At 70.9% G+C, this 22,778-nt stretch carries 23 protein-coding genes and 1 tRNA gene; 17 read left to right on the top strand and 7 right to left on the bottom strand.

All coding sequences use genetic code 11. The features are described from left to right. Positions 1-61 precede the first annotated feature (61 nt). Positions 62-1,264 carry a tyrosine-type recombinase/integrase gene (locus tag OH768_RS45245; RefSeq protein ID WP_406462600.1) on the top strand — a complete coding sequence of 401 codons (1,203 nt, stop codon included), beginning with the start codon at positions 62-64 and terminating at the stop codon, positions 1,262-1,264. Between the two features lie 116 nt (positions 1,265-1,380). On the opposite strand, the gene OH768_RS45240 is transcribed toward OH768_RS45245, so the two are convergent. Then, positions 1,381-1,454 (bottom strand) — tRNA-Pro (locus OH768_RS45240). Between the two features lie 100 nt (positions 1,455-1,554). Between OH768_RS45240 and OH768_RS45235 the strand changes: the two genes are divergently transcribed. The 4 genes from OH768_RS45235 (at position 1,555) to OH768_RS45220 (ending at position 5,561) form a co-directional block, all read left to right on the top strand. After that, the gene (locus OH768_RS45235; RefSeq protein WP_406462598.1) at positions 1,555-2,076 is read left to right on the top strand and encodes a DUF309 domain-containing protein; all 522 of its coding nucleotides are present in this window, start codon (positions 1,555-1,557) and stop codon (positions 2,074-2,076) included. Positions 2,077-2,133: 57 nt separating this feature from the next. Beyond that, positions 2,134-2,907: a precorrin-6A synthase (deacetylating) gene (gene cobF, locus OH768_RS45230; protein ID WP_406462597.1), complete on the top strand. Its 774-nt coding sequence runs from the start codon at positions 2,134-2,136 to the stop codon at positions 2,905-2,907. A gap of 67 nt (positions 2,908-2,974) precedes the next feature. Continuing rightward, positions 2,975-5,053 (top strand): MDR family MFS transporter, encoded by a 2,079-nt coding sequence (locus tag OH768_RS45225; protein WP_406462595.1) that lies wholly within the window; start codon positions 2,975-2,977, stop codon positions 5,051-5,053. A 43-nt stretch (positions 5,054-5,096) separates the two neighbouring features. Continuing rightward, entirely contained in the window at positions 5,097-5,561 is a 465-nt protein-coding gene (locus tag OH768_RS45220; RefSeq protein WP_406462593.1) for a hypothetical protein, read from the top strand. Here OH768_RS45220 and OH768_RS45215 read toward each other — a convergent pair. Further along, positions 5,545-6,297, bottom strand: a complete 753-nt coding sequence (locus OH768_RS45215) for a cobalt-precorrin-6A reductase (RefSeq protein WP_406462591.1) — start codon at positions 6,295-6,297, stop codon at positions 5,545-5,547. The two genes, OH768_RS45220 and OH768_RS45215, sit on opposite strands and share 17 nt — an antisense overlap. 33 nt (positions 6,298-6,330) lie before the next feature. After that, the gene (locus OH768_RS45210; RefSeq protein WP_388110327.1) at positions 6,331-7,104 is read right to left on the bottom strand and encodes a sulfite exporter TauE/SafE family protein; all 774 of its coding nucleotides are present in this window, start codon (positions 7,102-7,104) and stop codon (positions 6,331-6,333) included. Between the two features lie 120 nt (positions 7,105-7,224). On the opposite strand from OH768_RS45210, the gene OH768_RS45205 reads away from it, so the two are divergent. Together OH768_RS45205 and OH768_RS45200 are read left to right on the top strand one after the other, a co-directional pair. After that, entirely contained in the window at positions 7,225-8,049 is an 825-nt protein-coding gene (locus tag OH768_RS45205) for an alpha/beta hydrolase (protein ID WP_406462589.1), read from the top strand. 67 nt (positions 8,050-8,116) lie between these two features. Continuing rightward, a complete protein-coding gene (locus tag OH768_RS45200; RefSeq protein WP_406462588.1) occupies positions 8,117-8,929 on the top strand; it encodes an SAM-dependent methyltransferase in 813 nt (270 codons plus the stop codon). 41 nt (positions 8,930-8,970) lie between these two features. Here the strand turns inward: OH768_RS45200 and OH768_RS45195 are convergent, their stop codons facing one another. Further along, on the bottom strand, positions 8,971-9,480 hold the full coding sequence (locus tag OH768_RS45195) for a MarR family winged helix-turn-helix transcriptional regulator (RefSeq protein WP_406462586.1): 510 nt from the start codon (positions 9,478-9,480) through the stop codon (positions 8,971-8,973). Positions 9,481-9,731: 251 nt separating this feature from the next. Between OH768_RS45195 and OH768_RS45190 the strand changes: the two genes are divergently transcribed. The 4 genes from OH768_RS45190 (at position 9,732) to OH768_RS45175 (ending at position 15,309) form a co-directional block, all read left to right on the top strand. Further along, positions 9,732-10,769, top strand: coding sequence for a zinc-binding dehydrogenase (locus OH768_RS45190; RefSeq protein WP_406462584.1), 1,038 nt, complete (start codon positions 9,732-9,734; stop codon positions 10,767-10,769). A gap of 91 nt (positions 10,770-10,860) precedes the next feature. Beyond that, a complete protein-coding gene (locus OH768_RS45185; protein ID WP_406462583.1) occupies positions 10,861-12,072 on the top strand; it encodes a sensor histidine kinase in 1,212 nt (403 codons plus the stop codon). Positions 12,073-12,158: 86 nt separating this feature from the next. Continuing rightward, positions 12,159-13,640: an MFS transporter gene (locus OH768_RS45180; protein ID WP_406462581.1), complete on the top strand. Its 1,482-nt coding sequence runs from the start codon at positions 12,159-12,161 to the stop codon at positions 13,638-13,640. Between the two features lie 115 nt (positions 13,641-13,755). Further along, positions 13,756-15,309, top strand: a complete 1,554-nt coding sequence (locus OH768_RS45175; RefSeq protein WP_406462580.1) for a carboxylesterase/lipase family protein — start codon at positions 13,756-13,758, stop codon at positions 15,307-15,309. Between the two features lie 28 nt (positions 15,310-15,337). On the opposite strand, the gene OH768_RS45170 is transcribed toward OH768_RS45175, so the two are convergent. Beyond that, complete coding sequence (locus OH768_RS45170) at positions 15,338-15,805, bottom strand: potassium channel family protein (protein WP_406462578.1); 468 nt, start codon at positions 15,803-15,805, stop codon at positions 15,338-15,340. Positions 15,806-15,975: 170 nt separating this feature from the next. Here OH768_RS45170 and OH768_RS45165 point away from each other — a divergent pair, with 170 nt between their 5' ends. The 6 genes from OH768_RS45165 (at position 15,976) to OH768_RS45140 (ending at position 21,324) form a co-directional block, all read left to right on the top strand. After that, positions 15,976-16,323 carry a hypothetical protein gene (locus OH768_RS45165; RefSeq protein ID WP_406462577.1) on the top strand — a complete coding sequence of 116 codons (348 nt, stop codon included), beginning with the start codon at positions 15,976-15,978 and terminating at the stop codon, positions 16,321-16,323. Positions 16,324-16,419: 96 nt separating this feature from the next. Further along, positions 16,420-17,265 carry a hypothetical protein gene (locus tag OH768_RS45160; protein WP_406462575.1) on the top strand — a complete coding sequence of 282 codons (846 nt, stop codon included), beginning with the start codon at positions 16,420-16,422 and terminating at the stop codon, positions 17,263-17,265. A 112-nt stretch (positions 17,266-17,377) separates the two neighbouring features. Further along, positions 17,378-18,190, top strand: a complete 813-nt coding sequence (locus tag OH768_RS45155) for an SAM-dependent methyltransferase (RefSeq protein WP_406462573.1) — start codon at positions 17,378-17,380, stop codon at positions 18,188-18,190. Positions 18,191-18,226: 36 nt separating this feature from the next. Further along, positions 18,227-19,630: a glutamine synthetase family protein gene (locus tag OH768_RS45150; protein ID WP_406462571.1), complete on the top strand. Its 1,404-nt coding sequence runs from the start codon at positions 18,227-18,229 to the stop codon at positions 19,628-19,630. Between the two features lie 2 nt (positions 19,631-19,632). Further along, positions 19,633-20,772: an amidohydrolase family protein gene (locus OH768_RS45145; RefSeq protein ID WP_406462569.1), complete on the top strand. Its 1,140-nt coding sequence runs from the start codon at positions 19,633-19,635 to the stop codon at positions 20,770-20,772. A 15-nt stretch (positions 20,773-20,787) separates the two neighbouring features. Next, on the top strand, positions 20,788-21,324 hold the full coding sequence (locus OH768_RS45140; RefSeq protein WP_200711346.1) for an NUDIX hydrolase family protein: 537 nt from the start codon (positions 20,788-20,790) through the stop codon (positions 21,322-21,324). Between the two features lie 19 nt (positions 21,325-21,343). On the opposite strand, the gene OH768_RS45135 is transcribed toward OH768_RS45140, so the two are convergent. Both OH768_RS45135 and OH768_RS45130 read right to left on the bottom strand, forming a co-directional pair. Further along, positions 21,344-21,676 carry a DUF2218 domain-containing protein gene (locus OH768_RS45135; RefSeq protein WP_200711347.1) on the bottom strand — a complete coding sequence of 111 codons (333 nt, stop codon included), beginning with the start codon at positions 21,674-21,676 and terminating at the stop codon, positions 21,344-21,346. 161 nt (positions 21,677-21,837) lie between these two features. Then, positions 21,838-22,764 (bottom strand): LacI family DNA-binding transcriptional regulator, encoded by a 927-nt coding sequence (locus OH768_RS45130; RefSeq protein WP_406462567.1) that lies wholly within the window; start codon positions 22,762-22,764, stop codon positions 21,838-21,840. Positions 22,765-22,778 lie beyond the last annotated feature (14 nt).

Raw genomic sequence — 22,778 nt, 5'->3', positions numbered from 1 at the left:
CGCGTCAGGCTCACAATCTGAGCACCACCTTGGGGGGTCAACCTAAGGAGCAGGTGACACGGTGGGTGACCCAATCAAGAAGATCACGCTTGCTGACGGTACGGTGCGATACCGCTTCGTCACAGATGGTCCGCGTCAGGCCAGTGGCAAAAGACGCCAGATCAGAAAGACCTTCGACACCAAGAAAGAGGCTCGCGCAGAGCTGGCCCGCATTCGGCATCAATCCACGACCGGGACGTTTGTGGTGCCGACGAAGGTCACCGTTGACGAGCTTCTCGATCTGTGGCTCAAGAGCGCGATCCGAGGCGTCGAAGACGCAACCGCCTCCAACTACGACAATGCTATCCGCCCTGTTCGACTGTTTCTCGGAGACAAGCGGCTTCAGCTGCTGACCGAGGAGGACGTTGAGGCGTTTGTCGACTGGATGCTCACCCATGGTCGGCAGCGCGGTGGAAAGCCGGGTACGGGTCTGAGCCTTCGTTCTGTGCGGCTTACCCTCGGTCGGCTGCGTTCTGCCTTGCACCTTGCGGTTCGTCGTGGGTGGGTGGTGCGTAATGTCGCCGAACACGTTCGGGTGTCGCGTGACGCCGTGCGCAAAGCCGCCCAGGCGGACGCGAAGCGCCGTCCCTGGGACGCATCAGAGGTCAAGGCGTTTATCGAGGCGACCAAGGGTGACCGTCTCTTTGGCGTGATGCTTTTGACGCTTATCGCCGAGCGCCCCGCCGAGGTGTGCGGTACCCGCTGGGAACAGGATGTTGACCTCATCGGCAATGGCACCATCGCCGTGGGGAATACACGCACCATCGTGTATGACCGAAGCCTGCCGAAGGGGCAGCGGAACAGGGTCGTTGAGAAAGATCCTAAGACCCAAAACGGCAAGCGAGTCCTGCCGCTGCCCAAGCTCTTGCAAGCAGCGCTTGTGTCCTTCCGCGCCCGGCAGGCGGAGGAGAAACTCGCTGCGGGAGAAGCCTACGAGGAAAGCGGTTATGTCGTCGTTGACGAGATGGGACGCCCCTTCAAGACGGACAAGCTACGCCGTGAGGCCCACCGGCTGATGGCCCAGGCCGGCGTTCGCAAGGTCCGTCTCTACGACGCCCGTCACGCGTGTCTCTCGTGGATGGCCAACAACGGCGTCCCTGACACGGTGGTGTCCGCTTGGGCCGGGCACAGCGACCTGTCCTTCACCAAGCGGGTCTATGTGCACCCTGACCCGCAGAGCCTCAAGGCCGGTTCGGACAAGCTTGGTGAGCTGTTCGCCGCGTGAGGAAGATCCACCAGGCTTGTGACCAAATGTGACACGCCAGCCCAGGAAATGATCAAGAGCCCTGCCTCACCGAAGTGAAACAGGGCTCTGATCTGCGACTATGAGTGAATCTCTAGTCGGGACGACAGGATTTGAACCTGCGACCCCTTGACCCCCAGTCAAGTGCGCTACCAAGCTGCGCCACGTCCCGGTGCGCTTTCCTGCGGTGAACCGCGTGATCGCGCGAACAGCAGCCTACCCCACGCCCGGGGGTGCGCCGAAGCCGGTGCCGGGCGCGGGACAATCGTCGTATGAGCGACACATCCTCGGACGGTGCGGACAGTGTGCGGGACCGGGACGGTGCGGGGCGGGCGCGCAACGCCCGGCCCCGGGACGGCCTCGGGCGACCGCTGCCGTACGGCGCGGACGGCGTGGCGCGGCAGCCCGAGGGCGTCGTGCGGGCGCCGGAGGAGACCGTCGTCGAGGCGCAGGCGCTGCTCGACGAGGGGAAACCGTTCCATGCGCACGAGGTCTTCGAGGACGCCTGGAAGTCGGGGCCGGACGAGGAGTGTGCCCTGTGGCGCGGGCTCGCCCAGCTCGCGGTGGGGCTCACGCACGCGGCCCGGGGGAACGTCACCGGCGGCGCCCGGCTGCTGCGGCGCGGGGCCGGCGGCGTGGAGGAGTGGGTGTCCCTGACCGGGCGGGAGCGGCCGTACGGGATGGATCTCGCGGGGGTCGCCGCCTGGGCGCGGGGGCTCGGCGACGACGTGGAGCGAAGTGGCGGGGATGTCGACGCACGGGTGCGGGCGCCCCGGCTACGGGGGACGTCGTAACCGGTCGGTGCCGGTGCGGTGTACGGACTGTCAGTGGCGTGGGGCAGACTCGGGGGCGTGCGAAAGATTCATGTCATCGGTATCGGCGCGGGCGACCCCGAGCAGCTGACCCTGCAGGCGGTCAGGGCGCTGCGGAGCACGGACGTGTTCTTCATTCTCGACAAGGGCGAGGTGAAGTCCGACCTCACCGGGCTGCGCCGGGACATGCTCGATGCGCACATACCGGAGGGGGCGTACCGCCTGGTCGAGGCGCGCGACCCGGAGCGGGACCGGAAGGCCGGGGGTGCCGCGTACTCCCCTGCGGTCGGGGACTGGCGCAGCGCCCGCGCGGACATCTACGAGCGGCTGATCACCGAGGAGTTGGGCGAGGACGAGAGCGGCGCGTTCCTGGTGTGGGGGGATCCGTCGCTGTACGACAGCACGCTCGGCATCCTGGAGGAGATCCTGGAGCGGGGCGCGGTGGCGTTCGAGTACGACGTCGTGCCCGGCATCAGCAGTGTCTCGGCGCTTGTCGCCCGGCACCGCACGGGGCTGAACCGGGTGGCCAGGCCGGTGCAGATCACCACGGGCCGGCGGCTGTCCGAGGGCTTCCCGGAGGGGGTGGACGACGTGGTCGTGATGCTCGACGCGCAGCAGACCTTCCGGCAGTACGCCGACCAGGACATCGACATCTACTGGGGCGCCTACATCGGCACCCCGGACGAGATCCTCGCCTCCGGACCGATAGCCGAGGCCGCCCCGCGCATCGAGCGGCTGCGCGCGGAGGCCCGTGAGCGCAAGGGCTGGATCATGGACACGTATCTGCTGCGCCGGCACCCGGCGGCGGAGTAGCGCGGGAAAGCGCCCGAGCGGACCCGCCCACTGTGCAGGGAGGGTCCGTCGGTGTGAAGGTGACCTCGTGACAGTCGCCGAGGAAACCGCGCTACCCTCCGCGCAGCAGCCCCCCGTGCTGGACCCCCGCCGCCGCAACGTCGTCTTCGTGACGATCATGCTCGGCACGCTGCTGGCGGCCCTCGACCAGACCATCGTGGGCACGGCCCTGCCGACGATCGTGTCGGACCTGGGCGGCGCCGCGCACATGTCGTGGGTGGTCACCGCCTATCTGCTGGCGGAGACCGTGGCGACCGTGCTGGTCGGCAAGTTCGGTGACCTGTTCGGCCGCAAGGTGGTCTTCCAGGTCTCGGCGATCGTGTTCATCACGGGCTCGTTCCTGTGCGGTTTCTCCACCAACATGACGCTGCTGATCGCCTGGCGTGCGGTGCAGGGCATCGGCGCGGGCGGTCTGATGGTGACGGCGATGGCGCTGATCGCCGATGTCATCCCGCTGCGGGAGCGCGGCAAGTACCAGGGCGCGATCGGCGCGGTGTTCGGCGTGGCCACCGTCATCGGACCGCTGCTGGGCGGCCTGTTCACCGACCATCTGACCTGGCGCTGGGCGTTCTACGTCAACGTGCCCATCGCGATCGTCGTCGTCATCGCGGCGGCCCGCACCATCCCCGTGGTCAAGTCGGCGGTGCGGCCCGTCATCGACTATCTGGGCATCGCGCTGGTCGCGGTCGGCGCGAGCTCCCTGATCCTGGCGACGAGTTGGGGCGGCAACGAGTACGCGTGGGGCTCGGCGACCATCATCGGCCTGTTCGTGGGCGGCGCGATCGCGCTCGGACTGTTCTGCTGGGTGGAGACGCGGGCCGAGCAACCCATGCTGCCCATGCGGCTGTTCGGCAACCCGGTGTTCGCGGTCTGCTCGATCCTCAGCTTCATCGTCGGTTTCGCGATGCTCGGCGCGCTCACGTATCTGCCGACCTATCTGCAGTACGTCGACGGCGACTCGGCCACCGTCTCCGGTGTGCGGACACTGCCGATGGTGATCGGGCTGCTGATCGCGTCCGTCTTCAGCGGCAACGTGGTCAGCAAGACCGGCCAGTACCGTCTCTTCCCGATCATCGGTTCCGCGGTGATGGGCGTCGGGCTGTATCTGATGTCCCTCATGGGTCCGGGCACCGGCGCGTTCCTGGAATCGGTGTACATGTTCGTGCTCGGCACCGGCATCGGGCTGTGCATGCAGGTGCTGACGATCGCCGTGCAGAACACCGTCGATTACACCGACCTCGGCACGGCGACCTCCGGCGTCACCTTCTTCCGTACGCTGGGCAGCTCGTTCGGCACCGCTGTCTTCGGCACGATCTACGCCAACAGCCTGGCCCCCAACCTCAAGGACGGAATCGCGTCCGCCGCGAGGACGAGCACGCTGAACCCCGCCGTCATCACCAAGGCGGCGACCAGCCCCGAGGGCCTGCACAAGCTGCCGCACGCTGCCGCCGCGCCGATCATCAACGCGTACGCCGACACCATCCAGACGGTGTTCCGATGGACGGTCCCGGTCGCGGTGATCGGTTTCGTCGTCGCCCTGTTCCTCAAGCAGGTCGAGCTGCGCGACAGCGCGCGGATGGGCTCCACCGACATGGGCGAGGGCTTCGCGTCACCACGCGGCGCGGACTCGCAACGGCTCCTCGAAGCGGCCGTCGGCAAGGTCATCGGCAGCACGGACCTCGACACCGCCCGGCGGATCATCACGGACTCCGACACCCGGCTGGACATCGCCGGGGCCTGGGCCGTGATGCAGGTCGAACTGTTCGGCAGGATGGTCGGCCATGCGAGCCTCGGCCTGATCGCCGCCCGTCGGCACATGCCCCCGGAGGTGCTTCTCCCGGTCTTCGACCGCATGGTCGAGGAGGGCTACCTCACCCGCACCGGCTCCCTCCTCTCCCACACCGCGGCGGGCGAACGCGAGGCCGAGATCATCGGCAGAGCATGGGGCAACTGGCTGGAGGCCCGGGTCCAGCAGGACATCGGCCGCCCCTCGAACGCCGACCTGCGCGCCGCGGTCGACACCATCGCCAAGCGCCTCCTGGTGGAAGACCTGAGCTCCGGACTCCCGCAGCGCCCGGCGGAGTTGGCGGAGAGCTCCACCTCCTGAAAACCGGGTGCCGGGCCAGCGGAGCCATGGTCATACTCACGGCATGACCCCGACGCCCGTGCGCTTCCACGACCCTCGCGCCACGGTCGCCGACTTCGCGTCGTCGACGCTGGTGCGATGCCCGCGCTGCGAGCGGACCGCCCACTTCGAGCGGCGCCCGTGCACCCCGCCGGACGCCAACGGCAGGAGGTATCCGCACACCCGCCTGGTCTGCCGGTCCTGCGGCCTGTGCCGGATCAACACGGGTCCCTCTGACCGCCGCTGGCCGACCCTGTGGCTGCGGACCGGGACCAGACACGGAGAGTTGTGGGCGTACAACCTCCAACACCTGGACCTGATCAGGCGGTTCGTCGCCGCCGACCTGCGCGAACGCGCGCCCTGGTACGACACCGGGCAGAAGATGACGCTGGTCGCCCGGCTCCCGGCCTGGATGAAGAACGCCAAGAACCGGGACGAGATGCTGCGCGCGGTGGACCGCCTCCGGGCCACGGTCATCGCCCCGGGCTGAGCCCCAGCCGCTCCAGTACCCCGGCAGCATCGGGCACCGCGCTCACCCCGTCCGGCAGCGGCGGCCGTCGTACGACCACCACCGGGACGCCGGCCTCCCGCGCGGCCGTGAGTTTGGCCGCCGTCGCCGCTCCCCCGCTGTCCTTCGTCACGACCACGTCGATCCGGTGCTCGCGGAGCAGCGCCGCCTCGCCGGCCACGGTGAAGGGTCCGCGTGCGAGCAGTACCACGGCGTCCGGTGGCATCGGGGGCTCGGGCGGGTCCACCGACCGTACGACGAAGTGCAGTTGGGGCAGGTGAGCGAAGGCGGCGAGGCCGAGGCGGCCGGTGGTGAGGAGGATGCGGCGCCCGAGTGCGGGCAGTGCGTCGGCGGCCTCGGGCAGTGAGGCGACCGGGTGCCAGCGGTCTCCGGGGACCGGCCGCCAGCCGGGCCTGCGCAGCACCACGACGGGCAGCCCGGTGTCCGTCGCGGCACGCGCCGCGTTCGCGGTGATCGACTCGGCGAAGGGGTGCGTGGCGTCGACGACCGCGTCCACGCGGTGTTCGCGCAGCCACTCGGCCAGCCCCTCGGCGCCGCCGAACCCGCCGATCCGTACGTCCCCGACGAGCGCCCCGGGCCGCGACACCCGCCCGGCGAGCGACGTCGTCACCCGGACCTCGGGATGCCGTACCGCCAGCTCGGCGGCCAGCTCTCGTGCCTCGATGGTGCCGCCGAGGATCAGGATGTGCGGGGGCATGGGGCGAGCGTACGAGGTCACGGGGCCGGGAGGTCAGCGCAGGAGCAGTTGCAGGCCGCCGATGATCGTCGCCGCGATCACCAGTTGCTCGAACAGTCGCTGGTTGATGCGGTTCACGGCCCATTTGCCGATCAGCGCACCGGGCACGACGAACGCCGCCAGTGCCGCGTCGAGCAGCAGCGAGTGGCCGTCGATCAGGCCGAGCCCGACGCTGAAGGGCACCTTGGTCACGTTGACGATCAGGAAGAAGAAGGCCGATGTGCCGAGGAAGCCGAGCTTCCGGAAGCCGGCGGAGAGCAGGTACATCGACATGACCGGGCCGCCGGCGTTGGCGACCATCGTGGTGAAACCGCCGAGCACCCCGTAGGAGCGGGCCTTCACCCGCCCGGACCTGGTGGCCACCGAGTCCGGTTCGTCGTCGGCCTCCGCCTTGCGGCGGCGCCACAGGGTGACACCGGCCATGAGCAGTAGGATCGCGCCGATCGACGTCCGTACGACCGCGTCGTCGGCCCACACCAGGAACAGGGTCCCGATCACGACTCCCGCCGCGACCGCCGGGAACAGCCGCCACAGGGTGGGCCAGTGGGCGTGCCGCCGGTAGGTGAGGACGGCGAGCACGTCTCCGACGATCAGGATCGGGAGCAGTACGCCGGTGGAGGCGCGGGCGGGCAGGACGGCCGCGAAGATCGCCAGGCTGACCGTGTTGGCCCCGCTCACGGCGGTCTTGGAGAAGCCGACGAGCAGGGCCGCGGCGGCGAGCGCGGCGAATTCCCAGCCGGATATGTGCCAGAGCGTCATCGTGTTCATGCGAGGACCGATCGTATGTCCTTACATCTGCCCGCGTAAGGAGTGTCTCGCCAGGTGGCCCCTGCCACTGCCGCGCATCGGCGGACCATGACGTCCGTCCGGCGATGCTAGTTTCTGGCTGTGGCCGACACCCGCGAGCATGTCCTCCCCGGCACCCGGAGCACGATCACCGCACGTGAGTGGCCGCACGAGCGCCCGCGGTACGTCGCCCTCGTGGCGCACGGCTACGGCGAACACATCGGCCGGTACGCCGGGCTGGCCGCCGTACTCGTCGCGCACGGCGCCGCCGTCCTCGGGCCCGACCACCGGGGTCACGGCGGATCGGCCGGCGAGCGGGTGCTGATCGGCGACTTCGAGGACGTGGTCACGGACCTGCACTCCGTCGCCGATCTGGCCCGCGCCACGTACCCGGGTGTCCCCCTCGTCCTGATCGGCCACTCCATGGGCGGCCTGATCGCGTCCCGTTTCGCGCAGCGCCACGGCGACGAGCTCATCGCGCTGGTGCTGTCCGGGCCGGTGATCGGTGCCTGGGAGCTGCCGGGCCGACTGCTCGCCCTCGACGAGATCCCCGACGTCCCGATCAGCCCGGCCGCGCTCTCCCGAGACCCGGAGGTCGGTGCGGAGTACGCCGCAGATCCGCTGGTCTGGCACGGTCCGATGAAGCGGCCGACGCTGGAGGCCTTCGCCCGCACCCTGACGACGGTCGCCGACGCGGGCGGTATCGGCCGGGTGCCGCTGCTCTGGCTGCACGGCGGCGACGACCGGCTCGTCCCGCTCCCCGGCAGTCGCGTGGGCGTCGAGCGGCTGAGCGGCGGCGAGTTGACCGAGCACGTGTATCCGGGCGCCCGGCACGAGGTGTTCCACGAGACGAACCGGACGGAGGTCTTCGCGGACCTGATCCGTTTCCTGGACGGCGTGTTGGCCGGCGGCACGCGGTCAGCATGACCGTGCCAAACTGCTCGCACACCTCGTCGGGGTCGTCGTGGAACAGAGTCGAGCAGAGGAGCCTCGCGTGACCGGGACAGGACCCGCCGTCCAGCGGATCGACACGTCGAAGCCGCATCCGGCCCGGGTGTACGACTGGTTCCTCGGCGGCAAGGACAACTACCCGGTCGACGAGCAACTGGGCCGTCACATCACGGCACTTGACCCGGGCGCCCCCCGCACCGCGCGGGCCAACCGCTGGTTCATGCAGCGGGCGACGCGGCTGCTGGTCCAGCAGTCGGGCATCCGGCAGTTCCTGGACGTCGGCACCGGGATACCGACCGCGCCCAACCTCCACCAGATCGCCCAGTCCACCGCGCCGGACGCGCGGATCGTGTACGTCGACAACGACCCGATCGTGCTCGCGCACGCTGCGGCGCTGCTGCGCGGCACGCCCGAGGGTGCGACGGAGTACCTCCAGGCCGACGCCCGCGAACCGCTCACGATCCTCGAACAGGCCGCCAGCGTCCTGGACTTCGACCGGCCGATAGCCCTCTCGCTGATCGCCCTGCTGCACTTCGTCGCGGACGAGGACGGCGCCCACGAGCTGGTGGACACCCTGATCGGCGCGCTGGCGCCGGGCAGTTGTCTGGTGCTGTCCGCGATGACCGCCGACTTCGAGCGGGAGAAGGTGGAGCGGGGCATCGCCGCCTACGCGGCGGGCGGGGTGACCCTGGTGGCCCGCTCTCACACCGAAGTGAGCGGTTTCTTCAAGGGACTTGAGCCGATCGAACCGGGGATCGTGTCCGTGGCCGACTGGCACCCGGAACTCGCGGAGGGCGAGACACCGCTCGGCGAGGGACCGATCTCGCTGTACGGCGGAATCGGCTTCAAGGCCTGACAAAGCGCCCGGGAGCCGGCCCCGGGACATCCACCGAACGGTCAGGCGGAGGCGTCCACGGACACGTCCACGGCCGCCTCCGCGTGCGTGACGAAGTCGTCGACCAACCGGTGGAAGAGCGCCGCGAGTTGCCGCAGGTCCTCCGAGGACCAGTCCGCCAGCGCCATCTCCATGCCCCGGCGGCTCACGTCCCGGATGCGGTTGACGGCGGCCAGTCCGCTGTCGGTGAGCTGGATGCGCTGGGCGCGGCCGTCGTCGGGGTCCGGGATGCGGACCACGTGGCCGAGTTGCTCCAACTGCCGTAGCTGGCGGGTGACATGGGAGGCCTCCACCGACATCCGGACCGCCAGGACCCCGGGGCGCAGCGGCTCGCTCTCGGCGATGTAGCGCAGGATCGCCACGGCGGCCCGGTCCAGGGGCAGCCCGACCATCGCCATCAGACGCTCGTGCTGCCGGGCCCGCCCGGCCAGATAGGCGATCCGGGTCAGGACCCGCTCGATCTCGACTACGTCCGCCGGGACGGGCGCTGTTGCGGGTGGCGGTGTGGACATGCGCCCACCGTAACAGGTACTTGCCTGAGTTAAGCAAGATCCGAGACGGTTGCTTGACTTAAGTAACGCATTTATGGTTGCCTAACTCAAGCAAGTCCAGAGCGGGGGGCACCGAAGCGGAGGTGTCCCCGTCGCGCCGTACGCCGTGGGGACGGAGTACGGCGCAGTCACCGGACCCGGCGGCCGGAGCACTCCCCCGTCCGCCGCCGGGGCCGGTGACACCCCTCACGCACATCGAAAGCGAGTCCCCCATGGCCATGATGAAGTCCGTACAGACCGGTGCCGTCGACAAGATCGACGTGGTGGACGTCGAGCGTCCGGTGCCCGGCCCCAAGGACGCCCTCATGAAGATCCGCGCCTGCGGGATCTGCGGCACCGACACCTTCTTCCTGCACATCGGCGGCGGCCCGTTCGGCGCGGGCGGCACCATGGTGCCGGTCCCCCTCGGGCACGAGCCGGCCGGCGAGATCGTCGAGGTCGGCGCCGAGGTGACGGGTCTGAAGGCCGGGGACCGGGTGGTCGTCAACCCGCAGGGCTCCCCCTCCGGGATCATCGGCTGCGGCGGCAAGCACGGCGCCATGAGCGACTACCTCCTGCTGGAGGACTGCGAGATCGGCAAGAGCGTCACCGTCTTCCCCGACGCCGTGCCCTTCGACGTCGCCGCCCTCAACGAGCCGATGGCGGTGGCCCGGCACGCCGTGAACCGTTCCGGGGCGAAGCTCGGCGACAAGGTCGTCATCTTCGGTGCCGGGCCGATCGGTCTCGGCGCGGCGATCTGGCTGAAGCTGCGCGGGGTCGAGCACGTCGTCGTCGCCGACGTCATCGCCTCCCGCCTGGAGACCGCGCTCGCGGTCGGCGCGGACGCCGTCATCAACTCCGCCGAGGAGGACGTGACTTCACGCCTGACCGAGTTGCACGGGCAGGCCGCCAACGCGCTCGGCCAGCCGCGCGCCGGCACCGACATCTACATCGACGCCGCCGGTGTCGCCGCCGTCGTCAACACCACGGTCGACTCCGCGAAGTGGGGCGCCAAGCTGGTCATGGTCGCCGTACAGAAGAAGGGCGCCGACATCGACCTCGGCGGCATGCTGCGCAGCGAGCTGACGCTGATCGCCTCGCAGGGCTACCCCACCGAGATCTTCGAGGTCACCCAGGAGATCGTCGAGCACCACGAGCGGTTCGCCAAGCTGATCAGTCACCGGGTGCCCTTCGGCGAGGTCGAGCACGCCTTCGAGCTCGCGCTGACGCCGGGCGCGGCCGAGAAGATCGTCGTCACCTTCGACGAGTAGACGAGTAGACGAGCAGCGGACGGCGCGCCGGTCCCACCGCCCCCGGCGGGCACCGGCGCACGCCCGGCCGCCTCGGACAGGCCCCCACACCATGATCCACCGCCTGCAGCGGGTGCTGCGCCGCCATCCCCGTACCGTCGACCTGGTCCTCGCCGCCGTACTCCTCGCCTGCGCCTTCCCCGGCAGCGTGCTGACGATCCCGGGCCGTGACCTCGAAGTCCCTTGGTGGCCGGGCGTGTTGGTCTCGGGTCTCTCCTCGCTCGCCCTGCTGTGGCGACGCACCCTGCCGCGCACCACCGTGGTGGTCACCCTCTGCTGCGCCATGGCCGTGGCCGCGCTCGGCTACGTCGTCACGGTCCTGGCGATCGGGCCGCTCATGGTCGCGCTGTACACGCTGGCCCTGCGCTCCGAGCGGACCACCGCGAACCTCTTCACCGCCTCCGGCATCACCCTGCTGGTGGGCACGGCCGTGATCGTGGGCCCCAACAGCGAACCGCTGATCCTGAAACTGCTCGGCCCGGCCTTCTGGCTGCTGCCGCCCACCTCGCTCGGCACCACGACCCGGCTCCGCGCGGCCTGTCTGGAAGCGGTGCAGGCCCGCGCCGAGCACGCGGAACGCACCCGCGAGCAGGAGGCCCGGCACCGTGTCACCGAGGAACGCATGCGGATCGCCCGCGATCTGCACGACGTCGTCGCCCATCACCTCGTACTGGCCAACCTCCAAGCCGGCACCGTCGTACGGCTGATGCGCAGCCGCCCCGAGGAGGCCGAGCGGATCGCCGGTGAACTCGCGGGCACCACGCTGTCGGCCGTCCGCGAACTCAAGGCCACCGTAGGCCTTTTGCGGCACGCGGACGACTCGGAGACTCCTTCGGGCCCTGCGCCCGGACTGGGCCAACTCGCCGAGCTGGCCGCCTCGTTCGAACCCGTCGGGCTCGTCGTCAGCGTCAGCACGGAGGGCAGACCGCAGCCGCTGTCCGCCGGTACGGATCTCACGGCGTACCGCATCGTGCAGGAGGCGCTCACCAACGTGACCAAGCACGCGGGAACGGGCTCGGCCGAGGTGCGGCTCAGCTACTCGCACGACCGGCTGGGCATCACGGTCACCGACCACGGAGGTACGGCAGCGCCCCCCTTCCCCGCCGCCGGTGGCGGGTACGGCGTCATCGGCATGCGGGAGCGGGCCCTCTCCGTCGGCGGGCGGTTCGCGGTGGGGCACCGCCCGGAAGGCGGGTTCGAAGTCGTCACCGAACTGCCGTTGCTCCCCCGTTCACCGGCCCACACCCAGAATTTACTTGCGTAACTCAATCAATCTCATTATGGTTGAGTGAGTCAAGCAAGTCCGCTTGTCCCTGATCGTCGCCGCTCGTTCCCGATGGAGGCTCCGCCATGTCCGACGCCCTTGCCCGACCCGCCGAAGCGGGCTCCTCCGCTCCGCCGAGGTCGAACGCCGTCGTCGCGGTGCTGGCCTTCGCGGGAATCGTCGTCTCGCTGATGCAGACGCTGGTCATCCCGATCATCCCGGAGCTGCCGAAGTACCTGAACGCCTCCGCGTCGAACACCGCGTGGGCGGTCACCGCCACCCTGCTGGCCGCCGCCGTGGCCACCCCGGTCGTGGGCCGGCTCGGCGACATGTTCGGCAAGCGCCGGATGCTGCTGACCAGCATCGTGCTGCTGGTGTCCGGCTCGATCGTGTGCGCCCTGGCCGACTCGCTGGTCCCGATGGTCATCGGCCGCGCGCTGCAGGGGCTGGCCGCCGCGGTCGTCCCGCTCGGCATCAGCATCATGCGGGACGTCCTGCCCAGCGACCGGCTGGCCGGCTCCACCGCCCTGATGAGCGCCTCGCTCGGCGTCGGCGGCGCCCTTGGTCTGCCCTCGGCCGCCTTCATCGCCGACCACTACAACTGGCACATCCTGTTCTGGACGTCCGCCGTCCTCGGCGCCGTGTCCTTCCTGCTGGTCCTGCTGATCGTGCCCGAGTCCAAGGTCCGCACCGGGGGCCGCTTCGACCTGGTCGGCTCGCTCGGACTGTCCGCCGGACTGGTCTCCCTGCTGCTCGCGATCTCCAAGGGCTCCGACTGGGGCTGGACCAGCGCGACCACCCTGGTGCTCGGTGTCGCCGCCGTAGTGATCCTGCTCTCCTGGGGCTGGTACGAGCTGCGCAGCCCGCAGCCGCTGGTCGACCTGCGGACGACCGCGAAGCCGCAGGTGCTGTTCACCAACCTGGCCTCGATCGCCCTCGGTTTCTCGATGTTCGCGATGTCCCTGGTACTCCCCCAGCTGCTGCAGCTGCCCGCCCAGACCGGCTACGGCCTGGGCAAGTCGATGCTGACGGTCGGCCTGGTGCTGGCCCCGCAGGGTCTGGTCATGATGGCCATGTCCGCGGTGTCGGCGGGCGTCACCAAGGCCAAGGGCCCCAAGGTCACCCTGATGATCGGCGCGCTGATCGTGGCCTCCGGCTACGCCCTGAACATCCTGCTGATGTCCGAGGTCTGGCACCTCATCCTGGTCTCCTGCATCATCGGCGCCGGTGTCGGCTTCACCTACGGCGCCCTGCCCGCCCTGATCATGGGCGCGGTCGACCCGTCCCAGACCGGTGCCGCCAACAGCCTCAACACCCTGATGCGGTCCCTGGGCACCAGCTTCGCCAGCGCCATCGCCGGTGTGATCCTGGCCCAGATGACCACCGACTTCGGCGGCTCCGCCCTTCCGTCGGAGAACGGCTTCAAGGCGGTCATGGCGATCGGTGCGGGCGCCGCGCTGCTGGCCTTCTTCCTCGCCACCCTCATCCCGGCCCGGCGCATCCCGGCCACCGACGCGCCGGCCGCGGCACCGGCCGTCGCCGAGGAGGTCTCCGAGGCCAAGGCGTAGGGCATCCTGGCCACCGGGACCACGGCGGTCACCGTCCCGCGTTTCACGGGACGGTGACCGCCCACTGCTTTCCCACCCGCCCCGTCGTTGCCCGGCACAGAGCGAGGAGTACCTCATGACAACACCCAACTCCCGTGGCACAGAGGCCGGTTCGGCCGCCGCGCCGGTGGTGCGGTGCACCGCCGGCGCGGTGCGCGGACGGCTGGAGGACGGGCTCGCGGTCTTCCGCGGCATCCCGTTCGCCGAACCGCCCGTCGGAGAGGCCCGCTTCCAGGCACCGCGCCCGGTACCCGCCTGGGACGGCGTGCGCGACGCCCTCGACTTCGGGCCGCCGCCCCCGCAGGAGTCCGGCTTCCAGGGCCGCCGGAACGTGCTGACGGGGCCGATGGGCGACGACTGGCTGACCGTCAACGTGTGGACACCCGCACCCGATCCGGCGGCCCGCCTCCCGGTCATGGTGTGGATCTACGGCGGGGCCTACAAGCTGGGGCACTCGGGCAGCCCCGGCTACGACGCCCAGCACATCGCGCGTGACGGCGACGTCGTGGTCGTGAGCCTCAACTACCGTGTCGGCATTGAGGGGTTCGCGCGCATCGACGGAGCGCCCGCCAACCGGGGGCTGCTCGACCAGGTCGCCGCCCTGGAGTGGGTGCGGGACAACATCACCGCGTTCGGCGGTGACCCGGAGCAGGTCACGGTCTTCGGTGAGTCGGCCGGTGCCGGGTCGGTGGCCGCGCTGCTGGTCATGCCGAGCGCGTCCGGACTGTTCCGGCGGGCGATCGTGCAGAGTGCGCCGGACTCCTACTTTTCGGACGCGCTGGCCAAGGACATCGCGTCCGCGATCGCCGGGGAGGCGGGGCTGCGCCCCACGGCCGCCGACCTCGCGACCGTGGACCCGCGTCAACTGACCGTCGCGGGCGAGACGTTGACCGACAAGATGCACCAGCACGCGGCCCGGTGGGGGTCGGTCGCCCACACGCTGACGCCCTTCGCGCCGGTCGTGGACGGCGAGGTGCTGCCCACCACCCCCTGGGAGGGCCTCGCGGCCGGCGCGGCCCGGGACGTGGAGCTGATCCTCGGTCACAACCGGGACGAGACCCGTCTGTTCACCGCGCTCGGCGGACAGCTCGGGAAGATCACCGAGGAGGACGCGGTGGCGAGCCTGCGCCGGTTCGGGCCGGGGCCCGACACCGAACAGGCCTATCGCGCCGCCTTCCCCGGTGCCTCGCCGGGCGAGTTGGACGAACTCGTCCGCTGCGACCGGGTGTTCCGCATGCCCTGTCTGCATCTGGCCGAGGCGCAGGTCGGCGCGGGCGGTCGCGCGCACGTCTACGAACTCACCTGGCCGGCCCCGGGGTTGGGCGGTGTACTGGGCGCCTGCCACGGCCTCGACATCCCGCTGCTGTTCGGCACGTTCACCGCCGACCTGGGAAATCTGCTGTTCGCCGACGTCGAGCCGTCCACCGAGGCCCTGGCGCTGTCGTCCCGGTTCCGGTCGTCGTGGGCGGAGTTCGCGCGAACGGGCGACCCGGGCTGGCCCGCCTACGACACCGAGCACCGGTGGGTGCAGATCCTGGACGCCCACCCCGTGGTCGCCGCCTACCCCGAGGAGACCTCACGGCGGCTGTGGGAGGGCTACGCCTTCCGCGCGCTGCCGCTGGCCGAGTAGCCGAGGGGAGAAACCGGGCCGCGTACCGTCACGGGTTCTCCCCCTTCCCGGCGAGCAACCGCTCCAGCCGGTCGAAGCGTTCGTGCAGGGCGCGGGCGGTCTCCTCGCTCAACTCCTTGGCTCCGTGGGCGAGATGGTGGCGGCGGCGCTGTTCGCGGCCGACGAACCAGGTGGCCAGGGCCGCGGTGACCAGGCCGTAGGTGGTGATGCCGACGACCATCACCACCGAGCCGACGACGCGGCCCCACAGGGTGACCGGATAGAAGTCGCCGTACCCGACCGTCGTCGCCGTCTCGATCGACCACCACAGGGCCCTCGGGTATGTCGTCAGATTGGCGCCGCGGGCTCCGTGTTCGACGGCGACCACGGCCCACGAGCCGACGAGCATCACCACGCCGAGGACCGCCGTCGCCGCGCCCGCCGCCTTCAGATGGAGGGAGCGGCCCTCCCGGCCGAGCAGCAACTCGACCGCCCTGGTGAGGAATCCGGGCAGCATGGTCACTCCTTGGCGTCACGGTGCCGGGGCCTGGGGCCAGTGTCGGGGCGGGGACGGGTGCGGGCATGCCGGACGGGGCGTTCGAGTTGCCGTACGACGTGCGGCGTTGTGCGCTGGAGGGCACTGCTGCCTGCTCCGACCGCCCGCCCCACCAGAGGGAGGACCGTGCCATGACGGCGCAACCCCGAGCCGTTCCGGAGACCTTCGCGTTCACCTGCGGTGACTGCGGCCACTTCTGGGAGGCTACCTTTCAGGTCATGTTCTTCACCGATCCGACCGACGCCTCCGGCCTGACCACGCAGGAGTACGTCGACGAGGAGGGCAGGGCCATGAGGTCGCCGCTCACCGACGCGGTCTGCCCGAAGTGCGGCGGGCGGACGGTGGATGTGCTGGAGGCCGGGCTCGCCGAACGGGCGCGCCGCGCGGAACGCGAACCCCATCCACCGCATGAGCACCATCTGCATCTGCCGCACCGGCACTCCGGGCCGCAGGAGCAGCCGCCGGACAGCGCACCCTGACACCACGCCTCTCACCCGAACGGCCCCCTGCGCTGGAGGGCCGGGCGGCGCGATGGTGCCCTGAGGGGGACCGCCGCTCCCCCTGGAGGCCCCGCCATGCACCGTCGCCCGTCCTCCCGCCCCGTCCGCGTCCTCGCCGCAGCCCTCGCGGCGGGCACGCTGCTGACCTGCGCGGCCTGCTCCGGCGGCAGCGGTGGCGCGGGCGGTGACAGCGCCTCGGACGTCGCCGCCTCCCCGCTCGCCGCGAAGTCCCCGCTCGCCTCGCCCCGTACCGGCAAGTCCGCCGCCCCCGTCCTCACTGAGGCCGGAGCCAGGGCCGCGTTGATCACCGAGGCCGACCTGGAGGACAACTGGACGCAGGTCAAGGACGCCGCCGGCTGGGGCGACAAGCTCGTCATCGGCAAGGTCGACGTCGGCGCCTTCCTCACCGCCAAGACGAACGCCGCCGACTGCCAGAAACTGCTCGACGCGCTCTACGGCGACGATCTCCTCGGCAGGCCGTCCGGCGCGTCCGCGCTGACCGGGTTCGAGCAGAGCGAGTCCCGGCTGCTGTACCAGGTCGCCGCCTACGACCGTGCCCGGCTCGGCGCCTCCCTGAACTGGCTGAAGACGCTGCCGGTGAAGTGCGACCAGTTCACCGCGACCGACTCCAAGGGCGGCCGGCGCACGGTCCAGGTCATCGAGGACGAGGTGCCGGCCGTGGGCGACGCACGGCAGGGTCTCCAGGTGACCGTCACGAGCGCGGGCGCCGCCCAACCCACCACGCTCACCCTGGAGTTGGCGGTCGTCCGGGTCGGCACCGACGCGATCACCGTGACGTCCGGCGGCCTCAACGGCACGGAGTCCGGCACGACCAAGGCCGCCGTGCAGCAGGGCACCTCGCACCTGAAGGACGTACTGGCCGGGAAGACACCGCCCGCCCAACCCGGCAACCTGGACTGACGGTTCGCCGTCCCCGAAGAACATGTGCCCGATCGTCGCGAACCCTTGGGCCCGGTGATCAACTCGCGGCACAATGGCGGGGACGGCGACGCGGGCGACAAGGAGTCAAGACGTGAGTGACAGCGACACCCCGGCAGAGGAACCGACCCGGCTCAACACCGGTGTGGCGCACAACGCGCGCGTGTGGAACTACTGGATCGGCGGCAAGGACAACTACGAGATCGACCAGCGGGTCGGCGAGCACGTGGCCGGCATGTTCCCGGTGATCCGTGAAGTGGCCCGCGCCGACCGGGACTTCCTCGGCCGGGCGGTGCGGTTCCTGGCCGGTGAGCTCGGAGTACGGCAGTTCCTCGACATCGGCACCGGACTGCCGACGGTCGACAACACCCACGAGATCGCCCAGCGCGTCGCACCGGACGCGCGGATCGTGTACGTCGACAACGACCCGCTGGTGCTGATCCACGCCCGCACGCTGCTGACCAGCACCCCCGAGGGCGTCACCGACTACATCGACGCCGATGTGCACGCCCCGGAGACGATCGTTCAACGAGCCGCCGACACACTGGACTTCGAGCGTCCCGTCGCGGTGATGATGCTGGGCATCCTGAACTTCATCCTCGGCACCGAGGTGGCCCGGGAGGTCGTGCGCAGTGTCATGGCCTCGGTCCCCTCCGGGAGTTTCCTGGTCCTCACCCACCCCACCTTCGACGCCGACCTCGGCGGCGAGGGCAACGTCCCGGCGATGGCGTTCTGGAACGAGAACGCCACTCCCCCGATCACCGCCCGCAGCCGCGCCGACGTCGCCGCCTTCTTCGAGGGCCTCGACCTCCTCGACCCCGGTCTGGTGCCGTGCTCCCGGTGGCGCCCGGACGCCGACTCCCCGGCCGTGGTACCGCAGTTCGGAGCGGTGGCCGTGAAACCCTGACGGCGCAGCCGACCAGGACGCGACCGTGGAGGACGTATGACCACCCTTGCCGACCCACTGCCCGGCGGACGCCCCGGCGAGGTCGAGCGCGCCACCGCACTGGCCACGGAGCTGACCGGGCGGGGGGTGCACGGGATCGTCCTGGCCTACGTCGACACCGCGGGCGTTGGCCGGGTGAAGACGGTCCCGACCGCGAAGCTCGCCTCTGCCGCGGCCTGGGGCGTCGGCATGTCACCGGTGTTCGACACCTTCCTGGCGAACGACTCCATCGTCACCACCGACGTCCTCGGCTCACCGGACGGCGACCTGCGCCTGTACCCCGACCTCGACCACCTGGCCGTCCTCTCCGGCCAGCCCGGCTGGGCCTGGGCCCCGGTCGACAGGATCACCCAGGAGGGCGAGCGGCACCCCGGCTGCAGCCGCACGTTCCTGCGCCGTGTCGTCACGGACGCGGAGCGGCGGCACGGGATCACCTTCCGGGCGGGCATCGAGATCGAGTGGGCCCTCGGCCTGGACACGGCACCCGACGGCGCGTTCGTCCCCGCCACGACGGGTCCGGCGTACGGCGCGACCCGGCAGGTCGAACTGAGCGACTACGGCGCCGAGTTGCTGTCGGCGCTGGCGGCGCAGAGCGTGGACGTGGACCAGTTCCACCCCGAGTACGCGGCCGGGCAGTTCGAGCTGTCGGTCGGCGCGCTCGACCCGGTCGCGGCGGCCGACCGCAGTGTCCTCGTACGGCAGACCGTACGCGCGGTCTCCCAACGGCACGGCCTGCGCGCCTCGTTCACGCCGGCCGTCCTCGCGCAGGGCGTCGGCAACGGCGGGCACATCCACCTCTCGGCCTGGCGCGACGGCGCGAACCTGCACACCGGGGGCGACCGGCGCTACGGCATGACGGCCGGGGCCGAGTCGTTCGCGGCCGGTGTCCTCGCCCACCTCCCGGCCCTCACCGCCGTAACCGCGCCGAGCCCGGCCAGCTACTTCCGCCTCCAACCCTCCCAGTGGGCCGGAGTGTTCACCGCCTGGGGCCGGGAGACCCGCGAGGCCGCGGTGCGTGTCGTCACCGGTACGGCCGGGCTGCGCGCCCAGGCGGCGAACCTGGAGGTGAAGCCGGTCGACCTGGCCGCCAACCCCTATCTCGCCCTCGGCTGCCTGATCACCGCAGGACTCGACGGCCTCACCTCCTCGACCGCCCTCCCCGAGGAGACCACCGGAGACCCCGCACACCTCGGCACGACGGAGGCAACGGCCCGTGGTGTACGGCGACTTCCGACCTCGCTGGCCGAGTCGGTCGCCGAGTTCCGCAAGGACGAGCTGCTGCGGGCCGCGCTGGGCACGGTGCTCGCCGACGCGGTGATCGCCGTACGGCAGGGCGAGATCGCGGCCGTGGCCGAGCTGGACGACGAGCGGATCGCGGCGGCCTACCGCTGGAAGTACTGACGATGGGCACCGGACCGGTCCACGAGGCGCTCGCCGCACTGGAGTTGGTGGACCACCACTGCCACGGGGTCGTCACCGAGGACCTGGACCGGACGGCCTTCGAGTCACTGCTCACGGAGGGGGACGTCTGGCCCGGCAGCGGGATCTCACCGTTCGACAGCCCGGTCGGGATCGCCGTACGCCGTTACTGCGCACCCCTGTTGGACCTGGAGCGGCATGCGCCGGCCGACGAATACCTCGCCCGGCGCGCCGAGTTGGGGCCGGTCGAGGTCAACCGGCGCTTCCTCGCCGCGGCCGGGACCGGGGTGTTCTGCGTCGACACGGGGTTCGCCCCGCATGCCATCACGACACCCGCCGAACTCGCCGGGGCCACGAGCGCGGTCGCCCATGAGGTCGTACGGCTCGAAACCGTCGCGGAGGGTGTGGCCGCGCGGGGTGTCGAGCCGGACGGGTATGCCGACGCCTTTCGGACCGCCGCCCTGGACGCGGTGCGGCGGCCGGGGGTGGTGGGGGTGAAGTCGGTGGCCGCGTACCGGACCGGGTTCGATCTCGACCCGGCCCGGCCATCGGAGGCGGAGGTGACCCGGGCGGCCCGCGCCTGGCTGGCCCGCGGCGGACGGCTCGAAGACCCGGTGCTGACGCGGGAGTTGCTGTGGACCGCGGTCGACCTGGGACTCCCCCTCCAGCTCCACACGGGCTTCGGCGACAACGACATCCGGCTGCACCGCACGGACCCCGCCCTGCTGACGGACTGGCTGCACCTGACCGCCGGCACCATCCCGGTGCTGCTCCTGCACTGCTGGCCGTACCAGCGCCAGGCCGGCTACCTGGCGGCCGTCTTCGAGCGGGTGTACCTGGATGTGGGACTCACCCTGCATCATGTAGGTCCGGTCCGGGCTCGGGCGGTACTGGCTGAGGCGCTGGAGATCACACCCTTCCGCAAACTGCTGTACAGCTCCGACGCCTATGGTCTGGCCGAGTTCTACGGGCTCGGCGCGCTGGCGTTCCGCCGGGGTCTGGGGGATCTTCTCCAGGACCGGGTGGACGCCGGCGAACTGGGCCTGCCCGACGCGCTGCGACTGGCGCGCTGGGCGGGAGCGGACAACGCCCGCCGGGTCTACCGGCTATCCGACGGACACTGAAAGTATGATCAAGCAATGTCTGACATGACCGATACCACGCCCGGTTGGCTGTCCGCCGACGATCTCGAACAGGCACGCGCCCGCATGCCGATCCTGTACGTCGAGGCGGTGCCCGTCCGCGTAGACGACAGCGGCGAGGTGACCAGCATCGGCCTGCTGCTGCGCATCGGCCCCGACGGCACGGTCAACCGCACCCTCGTCTCCGGCCGCGTACTGCACCACGAGCGGGTCCGCGACGCGCTGCTGCGCCACCTGGAGAAGGACCTCGGCCCGGTCGCGCTGCCCCGCATCCCGGCCTCGCTGCAGCCGTTCACCGTCGCCGAGTACTTCCCCACCCACGGGGTCACCCCGTACCACGACCCCCGGCAGCACGCGGTGTCCCTCGCCTACGTCGTACCGGTCACCGGTGACTGCCGGCCCCGGCAGGACGCCCTCGACCTGGTGTGGTTCAGCCCGGAGGAGGCCGCCTCGGAGGCGCTGCGCAGCGAGATGCCGGGCGGGCACGGGGTGTTGCTCAAGCAGGCGCTGGCGCACGTGGGCTGCGTGTCCTGACCGGGACGGCCACCGCGGCTCAGGCAGTGTCGCCCGGGCTGCGCTGACTGCTGCCGGGTTCGCCGTTGTCGCGCCGCCACTCGACGACCAGCTCGTCCTTGGTACCGAAGCGGACCAGATGCCGGCCCACCACGTCTTCCAGCCGATCGAGGAACTCGGGCTCCGCCTCCACCGCGAGCAGCAACGCCCCCTCGGTGGCGGTCAGCGATCCTGTGCCGTCCTGGAAGACGAGACGCCCCTCCCCGGTCTCCTCGTCCCAGCTGGTCTCGCTGCGCCGGCCCAGGTGGGAGGCGAGTTGTTTGGCGTAGCGCTGCGGTCGGTCGGTGACGACGCGTGCTTCCGATCGGGACATGACGGCTCCAGGGTGACGGGGGTGCGCAACGACTCGATGGTGCCGGAGAGTCGGACCGACCGCACGCACACGACACCCGGCACGATCCGCAACGTATGGATGCCGTCCCGGTCGCCTTCGCGGGCCGGACGCGATCGCCCCGCCTCCGCCCCGTCCATCCGTCAGGCCGATCCGCGCTCGATCACATGCCCCGGCGCCCTGGTGATCCCGCCCGTGCCGAGACCGAGCGCGACGCGTGCGGCGAGCCGGCCGTGGGCCTCGGCGTCGATGCGGACGGTGGTGAGCGCGGGCGTGACCAGGGCGCCGTACTCGGTGTCGTCGTAACCGATGACGGCCACGTCGGAGGGGACGCTCAGCCCCAGGTCGAGCAGGGCGGTCAGGGTGCGCAGGGCGATGTCGTCGTCGAAGGCGGCGACCGCCGTCACCTCGTCGTGCGCGGCGAGGAACGCCCTGACGGCCGCGGTTCCGGCGTCCCTCGGCCGGGGTACGGCGAACGGGATCAGCGGGGGCAGCCCGAGCCGGTCCGTGGTCGCGCGGGCGAAGCGCAGGCGCAGTTCGGTCAGTTGCGTGTCGTCGCCGGGCAGGGCCATCGCCATATGGATGTGGCCGCGGCCCGCCAAGTACCGGATCTGCAGGGCGGCATGGGCGGCGAAGCCGTTCTTCCAGTCCTCCTCGTCGGGCTCGTGGCCGCTCAAGTAGGCCTCGGCGAACCGGAGTACGGCACGGGGCGCGATGGTGTCCAGGACCTGCTGGGTCGAGTGCGGCGCCGAGTGGCCGTGCCGCACGAGCAACACGTGGTCGTGCGCGGCGAGTTCGTCGTCCAGACCGCGGACGTAGCTGCGCGAGTAGTTGCCCTCAAGACCCCAGTCGATGTTCAGCACGACGATCCGCGAGGAGCCCTCGCGCAGGGCGCGCGCGATGCCGTGCGGGACGTAGCCGAGGTCGCGGGCCGCACCCTTCACCCGCTCGCGGGTCGCCGCCGAGATCGTCTGATTCGGGTCGTCGTTCAGGACGAAACTGACGGTGGCCCGCGACACCCCGGTCGCCGCGGCGACATCGTTCAGCGTCACCCGCCGCGCGCCGCCCATCACCACTCCCCGCT

Source organism: Streptomyces sp. NBC_01622, from assembly GCF_045209635.1.
Lineage (GTDB): Bacteria > Actinomycetota > Actinomycetes > Streptomycetales > Streptomycetaceae > Streptomyces.
Note: the sequence above shows the minus strand (reverse complement) of the source record. Positions and strands in the feature narration are given on the sequence as shown.

What these genes read in the sequence shown, in the direction of transcription:
- OH768_RS45235 (WP_406462598.1), top strand. Translation starts at nt 1,555, where the DNA reads ATGAGCGACACATCCTCGGACGGTGCGGACAGTGTGCGGGACCGGGAC.
- OH768_RS45220 (WP_406462593.1), top strand. Translation starts at nt 5,097, where the DNA reads ATGACCCCGACGCCCGTGCGCTTCCACGACCCTCGCGCCACGGTCGCC.
- OH768_RS45215 (WP_406462591.1), bottom strand. Translation starts at nt 6,297, where the DNA reads ATGCCCCCGCACATCCTGATCCTCGGCGGCACCATCGAGGCACGAGAG.
- OH768_RS45210 (WP_388110327.1), bottom strand. Translation starts at nt 7,104, where the DNA reads ATGAACACGATGACGCTCTGGCACATATCCGGCTGGGAATTCGCCGCG.
- OH768_RS45195 (WP_406462586.1), bottom strand. Translation starts at nt 9,480, where the DNA reads ATGTCCACACCGCCACCCGCAACAGCGCCCGTCCCGGCGGACGTAGTC.
- OH768_RS45190 (WP_406462584.1), top strand. Translation starts at nt 9,732, where the DNA reads ATGGCCATGATGAAGTCCGTACAGACCGGTGCCGTCGACAAGATCGAC.
- OH768_RS45185 (WP_406462583.1), top strand. Translation starts at nt 10,861, where the DNA reads ATGATCCACCGCCTGCAGCGGGTGCTGCGCCGCCATCCCCGTACCGTC.
- OH768_RS45180 (WP_406462581.1), top strand. Translation starts at nt 12,159, where the DNA reads ATGTCCGACGCCCTTGCCCGACCCGCCGAAGCGGGCTCCTCCGCTCCG.
- OH768_RS45175 (WP_406462580.1), top strand. Translation starts at nt 13,756, where the DNA reads ATGACAACACCCAACTCCCGTGGCACAGAGGCCGGTTCGGCCGCCGCG.
- OH768_RS45170 (WP_406462578.1), bottom strand. Translation starts at nt 15,805, where the DNA reads ATGCTGCCCGGATTCCTCACCAGGGCGGTCGAGTTGCTGCTCGGCCGG.
- OH768_RS45165 (WP_406462577.1), top strand. Translation starts at nt 15,976, where the DNA reads ATGACGGCGCAACCCCGAGCCGTTCCGGAGACCTTCGCGTTCACCTGC.
- OH768_RS45160 (WP_406462575.1), top strand. Translation starts at nt 16,420, where the DNA reads ATGCACCGTCGCCCGTCCTCCCGCCCCGTCCGCGTCCTCGCCGCAGCC.
- OH768_RS45150 (WP_406462571.1), top strand. Translation starts at nt 18,227, where the DNA reads ATGACCACCCTTGCCGACCCACTGCCCGGCGGACGCCCCGGCGAGGTC.
- OH768_RS45145 (WP_406462569.1), top strand. Translation starts at nt 19,633, where the DNA reads ATGGGCACCGGACCGGTCCACGAGGCGCTCGCCGCACTGGAGTTGGTG.
- OH768_RS45140 (WP_200711346.1), top strand. Translation starts at nt 20,788, where the DNA reads ATGTCTGACATGACCGATACCACGCCCGGTTGGCTGTCCGCCGACGAT.
- OH768_RS45135 (WP_200711347.1), bottom strand. Translation starts at nt 21,676, where the DNA reads ATGTCCCGATCGGAAGCACGCGTCGTCACCGACCGACCGCAGCGCTAC.
- OH768_RS45130 (WP_406462567.1), bottom strand. Translation starts at nt 22,764, where the DNA reads ATGGGCGGCGCGCGGCGGGTGACGCTGAACGATGTCGCCGCGGCGACC.